The 667-nt window shown below is 50.8% G+C and carries 2 tRNA genes and 1 rRNA gene; all 3 read left to right on the top strand.

The window, feature by feature from the left end:
- Positions 1 to 69 (top strand): 16S ribosomal RNA (locus DIE03_RS38045); the annotation flags it as partial.
- Positions 70 to 132: 63 nt separating this feature from the next.
- Positions 133 to 209, top strand: a tRNA-Ile gene (locus tag DIE03_RS38040).
- Positions 210 to 247: 38 nt separating this feature from the next.
- Positions 248 to 323 (top strand) — tRNA-Ala (locus tag DIE03_RS38035).
- Positions 324 to 667: the final 344 nt, after the last annotated feature.

Raw genomic sequence — 667 nt, 5'->3', positions numbered from 1 at the left:
GGATTCATGACTGGGGTGAAGTCGTAACAAGGTAGCCGTATCGGAAGGTGCGGCTGGATCACCTCCTTTCCAGAGCTTCTCGCGAAGTTGAGCGCTCACGCTTATCGGCTGTAAATTTAAAGACAGACTCAGGGGTCTGTAGCTCAGTCGGTTAGAGCACCGTCTTGATAAGGCGGGGGTCGTTGGTTCGAATCCAACCAGACCCACCATTGTCTGGCGGTAGGTACCTGAGGAAATCTGTACTCATGGGGGCATAGCTCAGCTGGGAGAGCACCTGCTTTGCAAGCAGGGGGTCGTCGGTTCGATCCCGTCTGCCTCCACCAATCCTCAATGCTAAGAGTTTGCTGAAAAATCAGCGAGCGCTTTGCATTGGCGATTGAGCCAGTCAGAGGATATCAACAGATATCGGCTGTCGTTCTTTAACAATCTGGAAGAAGCAAGTAATTTGGATAGCGGAAGCGTCTTGAGATGGACGTGAAAACTATCCGGGTTGTGATTGTATCGATGTATCTCAAGATGATTCGAACTCTATGTTCGACTTAAATTGGAATACGGCACAACGCGAGAACTCAACCTGTAGCGGCTGTCGAGAGACAGACTCGTTATAGGGTCAAGCGAACAAGTGCATGTGGTGGATGCCTTGGCGATCACAGGCGATGAAGGACGC

The organism is Burkholderia sp. Bp8992, from assembly GCF_003853705.1.
GTDB lineage: Bacteria > Pseudomonadota > Gammaproteobacteria > Burkholderiales > Burkholderiaceae > Burkholderia.
Note: the sequence above shows the minus strand (reverse complement) of the source record. Positions and strands in the feature narration are given on the sequence as shown.